This window comes from Porphyromonas sp. HMSC077F02, from assembly GCF_001815465.1.
Classification (GTDB): Bacteria; Bacteroidota; Bacteroidia; order Bacteroidales; family Porphyromonadaceae; genus Porphyromonas_A; species Porphyromonas_A somerae.
The window spans coordinates 23496-31175 of record NZ_KV820661.1 but is presented as its reverse complement, the minus strand read 5'-3'; the positions used below and the strand labels follow the sequence as shown (position 1 = coordinate 31175).

At 47.3% G+C, this 7680-nt stretch carries 4 protein-coding genes; all 4 read left to right on the top strand.

All coding sequences use genetic code 11. The features are described 5' to 3' along the window. Positions 1-207: 207 nt before the first annotated feature. Genes HMPREF3027_RS04185 through HMPREF3027_RS04170 form a run of 4 tightly spaced genes read left to right on the top strand, consistent with a single transcriptional unit; the run spans position 208 to position 7278 of the window. Positions 208-1809 (top strand): BACON domain-containing protein, encoded by a 1602-nt coding sequence (locus HMPREF3027_RS04185; protein ID WP_083317501.1) that lies wholly within the window; start codon positions 208-210, stop codon positions 1807-1809. A gap of 26 nt (positions 1810-1835) precedes the next feature. Next, positions 1836-3440, top strand: a complete 1605-nt coding sequence (locus HMPREF3027_RS04180; protein ID WP_070707224.1) for a BACON domain-containing protein — start codon at positions 1836-1838, stop codon at positions 3438-3440. Between the two features lie 14 nt (positions 3441-3454). Then, positions 3455-6247, top strand: a complete 2793-nt coding sequence (locus HMPREF3027_RS04175; RefSeq protein ID WP_246830524.1) for a S8 family serine peptidase — start codon at positions 3455-3457, stop codon at positions 6245-6247. 14 nt (positions 6248-6261) lie between these two features. Then, on the top strand, positions 6262-7278 hold the full coding sequence (locus tag HMPREF3027_RS04170) for a PorV/PorQ family protein (RefSeq protein ID WP_141756223.1): 1017 nt from the start codon (positions 6262-6264) through the stop codon (positions 7276-7278). Positions 7279-7680 lie beyond the last annotated feature (402 nt).

Sequence of the window (7680 nt, the reverse complement as noted above, 5' to 3'; positions counted from 1 at the left end):
GACCTCTGCCGAGGTCCTTACTCATAGACACCCCCTAAAAATCACACGATAAGACCAGCCTAATGCGTAACCCCTAAAAAAAGGGTGCTGTGGGGTATTTAGTTTGGAGAAAAATAAGTAATATTGTGGGACGTTTTAGAAAATAACCTATGACCTAATGAGCATATTACTTTTTTTATAATTACATACTATTATTGCACTAAACAGATGAAGTCTTTTTCAAACTATGAATTGCTGAAGTGGCAACGGCTCCTTCATTCACATTACAAGAGGCTATCGACATGGGCTTTTGTGGCATGCCTATGCAGTCTCCTAGTAATGCCTAGCTGTACTAGCGAAGGGTACATGGATGAGTTGGCGACCATTGAGCTTTCGGAAAGTGGTATTCTCTCCTTTGAGAACCACTCTTCTTCCCACGACGTACAGGTGCAGAGCACCTCAGGAGCATGGCAATGCTACACACTTAACCCTTGGATTACTGCTAAGAATAGAGATGGGGTCTTAGAGATCTCAGTGAAGGACAACCTCCAGCCAAAGGAGCGCCGTGGCAGTGTGGTGGTCAAATCTGGCAAGAGCCAAAAGCAATTAACCATTATTCAAGCAAAAGCCACTCCCAAGGTGGAGACTTCTCCTGAAGAACTGAATGTAGATCAGTTTGGTGGGCTCTTCTCCATAGATGTGATCACTAATAATGATGATTGGAAGGCCCAAAGCCAAGAGGATTGGATTGAGGTGACAGCACTCCCCTCTGCATATAAAATGGAGGTTAAAGTACAACCTACCAGAAGCCGAGAGCCTAGGGTGGGTAAGATACTGATCAGTATGGGTGCCGACGAAACCGTGGCACACGAGGTCTCTGTGGTACAGAGTGGTATCAGCTACTTTCTCCTACCTTATATGAACTTTGAGTCGGCTACCCGACAAGATATTCAAGCGTTCGAAGAGAAGCGAGGTGGAACCATTGAGTTTACCCATGAGCGTTTCTTTGACTTCACCACCACGAGTGTCGCTTTTCCACGTGTGAGCTACACCATCTACGAGGGTGGTGCTTACCTCTATGCTCAGCTGGATGCCTCTTCTACCCGTATCCTTACAGGTCCTTCAGAGCGTCAGCAATTGGTGGAGTTCCTCAATCAATCTGGCTTTACAGTAGAGCTGGGTGAGAATCATTTCCGGCATGCCGAGATGAGCAACCTAGAGGTGGAGATCAAGCCTTACTTCAAGAATACTCCTCACCTCCTCTTTACTTATACCCCTAAGCAATCTAAGGAGTATCCAACCTTTGATGAGCTACCACTTGGATTTACTGATTTTCACCTTGGGGTGGAAGGCGTAAAGGCCTATGAGGCAGCCCATGGGGGAGAGATGATCTACCCCTATAGCGATGATGAGATTGAGTCTGTAGATGAGATGGAGTTTGAGTGTGAGCCTGGTAAATATGGAGCCGATGGCCGACTTTACTTCCTTCACAAAGACAAAGATGGCAATATCACCATTGAGCGTACTCGTCAATTCTTTACACAGACCGAACGAGCTTGCTGGAATTATAAAGGATACAATAACCTACTCACTGAGGAGTTTAAGGCACTAGCCAAGCGAGAGGGCTTTGAATTTGTAGAGTACAATATTTTGGAGCAAGTCTATGTCTTTATCTCCAAGGAGCGCAACCTCACCATGGCGGTGCAGTGGTTTAAGTTCTTTGGCGATCCAAAGCCTGTGCTAGTGGTGCAGGTCAATCCTGGTACTAGACTTGTATCTCACTCATTGAGTGTTGAGAGCAACCAACAAAAAAGTAGAAAGAATAGATAAATCATATATATTACCATACTCATATTATGAATACAGTAAACAACTTTATAAAGTCCTCTCTCCTATCGCTCCTCGTAGCCATGGTCGCTTTAGGGGCTTGTACACCACAAGCTGCGGTGGATGAACCCTCAGTGATTGAGGTAGCAAGTGACGTTATCCAATTGCCTAAGGAGGCAGGTGAGAAGATTATAGATGTGAAGAGCAATGAGGAGCAAGTCGTGGCTGTCTCCAACCGGGATTGGGTCACTGCTATTCCACAGGAAGGCTCTATCAAACTTGTTTATGATGCCAATGGTCAGATCACAAGCCGGAAGGCAATGGTGATGATCCAAGCAGGAGACGCTGTGCATCAGTTGACAGTGACTCAAGAGGGTAGCCCTATCTTCGTACAGACTGCTCCTGAGAATATTATCCTAGAGCCTTGGGAGTATGAGAGCGAAGTGAGTGTACGCCTCAATGGTGAAAAGTGGAGTGTCACAAGTAGTGAAGAGTGGCTCAAGGTGACCGCCTTCCCATGGAAAAACCAGATCAAGCTCTCTGTAACTAATAATAAGGATGCTGAGACCAATGCTAGTAAAGAGCGTACAGCAGAACTCCTTTTCCAAGTAGAGGGCGTAGCCACTACAGCTACTATCACGGTAACTCAAAAGGAGTGGCCTCTATTTATGCTACCATTTATCGACTTCGAATTTGGCACCAAGAGTATCGTCACTGCTTTTGAGCTAGAGCGTAAGAGTATGGTGGCAGCAATTACTGGCTCTAAGTTTATCGACTTCAATACCATTAGCCCACTTATCTCTCGTATGAGCTATACCTTCTCCACCCGTGGTATCCTAGAGTATGCCCAGATGGACGTTGCTGAGCCTTATCGCACTTTCAATAAAGAAGGTGATGAAGTGATGAGCGATGAGGCTTATGATATCATTATCAAGGGACTTACCGATGCAGGATTTTCTGAGAAGCGTGGCGATAATGAGCTTTATCACCCTGAAAAGCGCGTGATGGCAGAGGTGAAGCGTAACTATGCTTTCAATCCTCACGTGCTTTACTCCTATATCCCTAAGCAAAAGGAGAAGTATCCTACCTTTGCCAAGTTCCCATACCCTGAGGTGCCATTTGGCTCTGACTATGCCAAAGTGGAGGATTATGAGGCGAAGAATGGTGGTGTTTACGATGCCTCTACCTCTCAATATGATACTGAAAATAGTCTCGCCTTTATCGCCTATAAGGTGCCAAAGAGCAAGGAGATAAAGTATCGTAACTACTACTTTACGTATAAAGATGAGAAGCCAGGCGAATTTATCGGTATGATGCAGGAGTGGTACGACTTCAACCTCGTATATTACGAGAATAATGGTCACTTCTATATCACTGAGGAATTCTCTGCTCTGATGGAGCAGGAGGGCTTCAAGTACAAGGGCAAGACAGACGACCAAAACCAATTTGATGTCTTCATCAATGATACCAAGGGCTTGCAACTGAGAGTGAAGTTTGCTCACTTTGAAGGTGCTGAGGATCCATCCCTTGTACTCTTTATGCTCCCATACCACGCTGGAAAGAATAGCCAAAAGCTATCTTTACCTGTGATTAAGCAGGGTGTCGCCGTTGGCAAGAATTACGTGGGTAGATAACTTCTGTAGATAGTATGACGACAATGAAAAATAGACTATTTCTCCTCATAGCCCTTACTTCTTTGCTCCTTGGTGCAGCTAGCTGTACCAGTGAGCGAGGGGGAGCTATGGAGGTGCCAAGTGAAAAGCCTACAGAGGTGGTGCCTGCTGAGGGCGTTCTCACCAATATCGTGAGAGTAAAGCTGAGCGAAACGTACCAAACTCGCGTAGGAGAGCGAAGCCTAAGAGCATCTGTTGATGGTGACTGGGAGACCAATGTACCAGAGCTAACCGAGTGTCTAAAAGAGATAGGGGCTGTGGAGGTTCGTCCTCTCTTCCCTATTGATCCTAAGTTCGAAAAGCGTATGCGTAGAGCAGGATTGCATCTATGGTACGATATCGTGCTCGATGAGTCAACAAAGTCCAAGGGAACCCAGACAAGGGCTCTGGAAGAGGTAAAGCAATTGCCCGGCGTGGAGATTGTAGAGCAGGTACCTATCTACCGACAGATGGATCAGGAGCCACCGCTATTCTTCGGTGCCAACTTGCGTGCAATTGACTTTGATCCCGTACGTCCTGACCAGGTGACCTATCCTTTCAATGACCCTATGCTACCAAAGCAGTGGCACTACTTCAATAATGGTAGTGGTCTAAAGTCTCTCAAAGGTGCCGACCTCAACCTCTTTGAGGCGTGGCAAAAGGAGGTAGGTAAGCCCAATGTGATCGTTGCGGTGATCGATGGTGGTGTCTACTACGACCATGAGGACTTGAAGCAAAATATCTGGGTCAACCCTAAGCCAGGGGTTGCTGGTGATAAGTATGTGGGTGATATCCACGGTTACAACTTTGCCGATGGCAATGCCGATATCGCTTTTGACGCTCACGGTACGCACGTTGCTGGTGTGATCGCTGCGGTCAATAATAATAGTATTGGTGTCTCTGGTATTGCTGGTGGTAACGGTACCCCCAATTCTGGAGTGCGTGTGATGGTTTGCGATGCCTTCGGGCATGGAGGTAAGGGACAGGCTTTTGAGCAAGCCTTTGTCTATGCTGCCAACCACGGAGCAGTCATCAGCCAAAACTCTTGGGGTGGGGCTAAGTTCCTAGCACCTTCCCTCAAGGCGGCGATCGATTACTTTATTGATTATGCTGGGTGTGACAATGATGGCAATCAGCTACCCGATTCGCCTATGAAGGGTGGAGTGGTGCTTTTTGCTGCAGGTAATGAGAGCTCGGATGATATCGTTTACCCCGCTGCTTATGGCGAAGTGGTCGCTGTGGCTGCTATGGCACCCGATTGGAAAAAAGCCTACTATACCAATAGAGGCGAGTACGTAGATATCACTGCCCCAGGTGGTGATATGCACTACCCAGGCGGACAAATCTATAGCACCTCTGTGCGGGTTCAAAAGGATGAGAGTGGTAAGATCGTGCAGGCCAATAGCCACTACGAATTTATGCAAGGTACCTCTATGGCTTGCCCTCACGTAAGTGGTGTGACTGCCCTGATTGTTTCTCACTTTGGTGGCTCAGGCTTTACCAATGAAGAGTGTAAGCAACAGCTTCTTACCGCTCTGCGACCAGCTGATATTGATGCTATCAACCCTGGCTTTGAAGGGGTATTGGGCAAGGGATATCTCGATGCAGCTCGTGCCTTGGATCGTAATCAAAAGCAAGCTCCTCAGGCTGTAGCTGAAGTGAAGATTGAGGCTCAGTATACTGCCCAGACCCTCTGCTTTGGTGCGGTGAAGGATGGCGATGATCGTACAGCTACCTACTACTATATCTACTCCGACGATGAGAAGGCTCTGACTAAAGATAATTATAAGGGTGCCAAGTCGCGTCGTATCTTTGGACTCAATTATGAGCCTGGCGACGAGATACAAGTGCTCTTCAAGAATCTGAAGCTTGATCACGAGTATCACTATGCTATTGTGGCACAAGATAGATGGGGCAATCTTTCAGAGCCAGCCTTTGTCTCTGGCAAGACGCTCTTCAATCAGCCACCAAAGATAGAGGTGGTAAGCGAGGGTCAGCATCGTGTGACCGGCACTGAGCAAGCAGAGATAAAAGTGCTCTTGAATGACCCTGAGGGGCACAAGGTTACATATAGTCTCTCTGGCAATCATACGGGAGTCCGAATTGAGGAAGTGAGCGAGACCGAACTGATCCTACACCTCTCTGCACGTGGTGCCATAGGGGTTCATGAGTTTGTGCTCAAGGTAACCGATGAGTTTGGTGCCACTGCCACCCAATCCTTCTCGTTTGAAGTGTATGCCAACTCTGCTCCAGTGATGACTACGCCACTGCCTAAGACCCTATTCCTTACTCTTGGGAAACCTGCTATTGAGTTGGATCTCTCTAAGTATGTCAATGACCCCGATGGTCACGAGGTATCGTATGAGATTACCTCTGGAGCTAATACAGAAGCACTCAGTAGTCAGCTCAAGGGCTCTATCCTCACGATTAATCCAACCAAGTTGGGTAAGTCTACTGTACAGCTGAAGGCTATGGATAGCCAAGGTGCCGACCTCTATATGTCCATCAATATACGAGTGGTGGATAGTGATATTGTCTATCACGTGTACCCTATCCCTACCTATGATGTGCTCCACGTACTGCTCAATAGCAGCATGAAGAATGTAGAGCTATCAGTAGTGAATGGTGAAGGTACCAAGGTGCTACGACAGCAAGTGCCCAATCCTACCGATACAGCACTCGGTGCTCGTGAAGTAGAGCTGGATGTGCGGCAGTTGTCGGGTGGGGTATATACCTTGGTAGTGAAGAGTGGTAGTGAGAGCTATTACCGCAAGTTTGTTAAATATTGATGAATACTTATCGTATGATGAATAGATATCGCAAAACTAAGGCAGTGGCAAGTCTCTTTGGCCTATTACTGATCATGAGCCTCACGAGTAACGCTACCGCCCAGGAGTCGCCAACACTCTCTTTTGTGCGACACAATTATGACCTCTTTTCAGAGAGTATGGGGGTAGGAGCTGGGGCAAGTTATGGACGGACACACTATATCTATACGTCGCCCACCTCTATCTTTCGTAATGATGTCAAGGGGATTACAGCCTCTTGGACCACTAAGTATCTGCCTAATGAGGAGATAGGATTTGATACCGGTAGAAGTGTGTACAATGCTCTTTCGCTAGGCTGGAGGATAAAGCGACATGCAATCCTCGTGGGTGCACGCTATGCACATAGTCCCAAGATTCTTACCTCCAATCATTATGGCGATGGACGTATGCTCACCCCTAGAGACCTCTCTGTAGACCTAGGGTATGCTGTGCAGATAAGCGATGCGTGGAGTGCCTATGCTATTGGCCACTTCGTCATGTCGCAGATCAATAAGATCGCCTATACTGGTGGCGGAAGTATCGGAGTTGGTTATGCCCCACAAGCCATTAATGGAGTGGTACCTACCCATTGGTCACTAGCTCTTCGTAATGTTGGTGGATTGGTACAATATGGCAAGGCGGGTGGAAAGTACCGTATGCCTGGCTCCGTGACCTTCTCGGGCGATGCTGCTTATCAGCTCTGTTCCGATTGGTTGCTACAAGGTATGGTTTCTGCCGACTACGTACTGCAGCCTCTTAAGTCCAAGGTATATACAGCTGGTGGTGGACTCAGCCTAACCTATCACAAAGGGTTGAGCATGCGACTTGGTGGTGCTTTCACCAATCACATGAGCTATCTATCTATGGGCGTAGGCTACCACTTATTGGAGCGAATCGACCTCAATCTTAGCTACCGCTTATGTACCCAGGATAGAGCTTTCAACCAGTTTGGAGTGGGACTCTCTTTTGACCTAGGCAAGGCACGGGACACTTCTAAGCCATTTGTCTACTAATAGCAGTGACTACTGTAGTGTAAGAAAAGAGCCTCAATCGCTATGATGCGGTTGAGGCTCTTTTATCTTGCAAGCTAAAACTTTCATGAGAATGTTTGCACGAAGTGCCATTCTCGCACATTTGCTTCAAATGTGCTGAGACTTTGCACGAAGGATGAGATGCAAGGCCTGAGGATGAGGGCAAGGTACCGTAGGGCACCAAGGCTCCACCAGGGCTGAAGGGAGCGTACTCACGTACGTGACCAAAGCCGAATTCCGAAAGCAACGCAGCAGATCCCTTCGTGCAACAGTCTCTTCATAGGGGTTACGCATTAGAATAGTCTTGTGAGTGGTATTTATCGGGGCATCTATGGATAAGGAGGCTGTTACACGGAGTGCATAACTAACCTCCAAGGACAAATC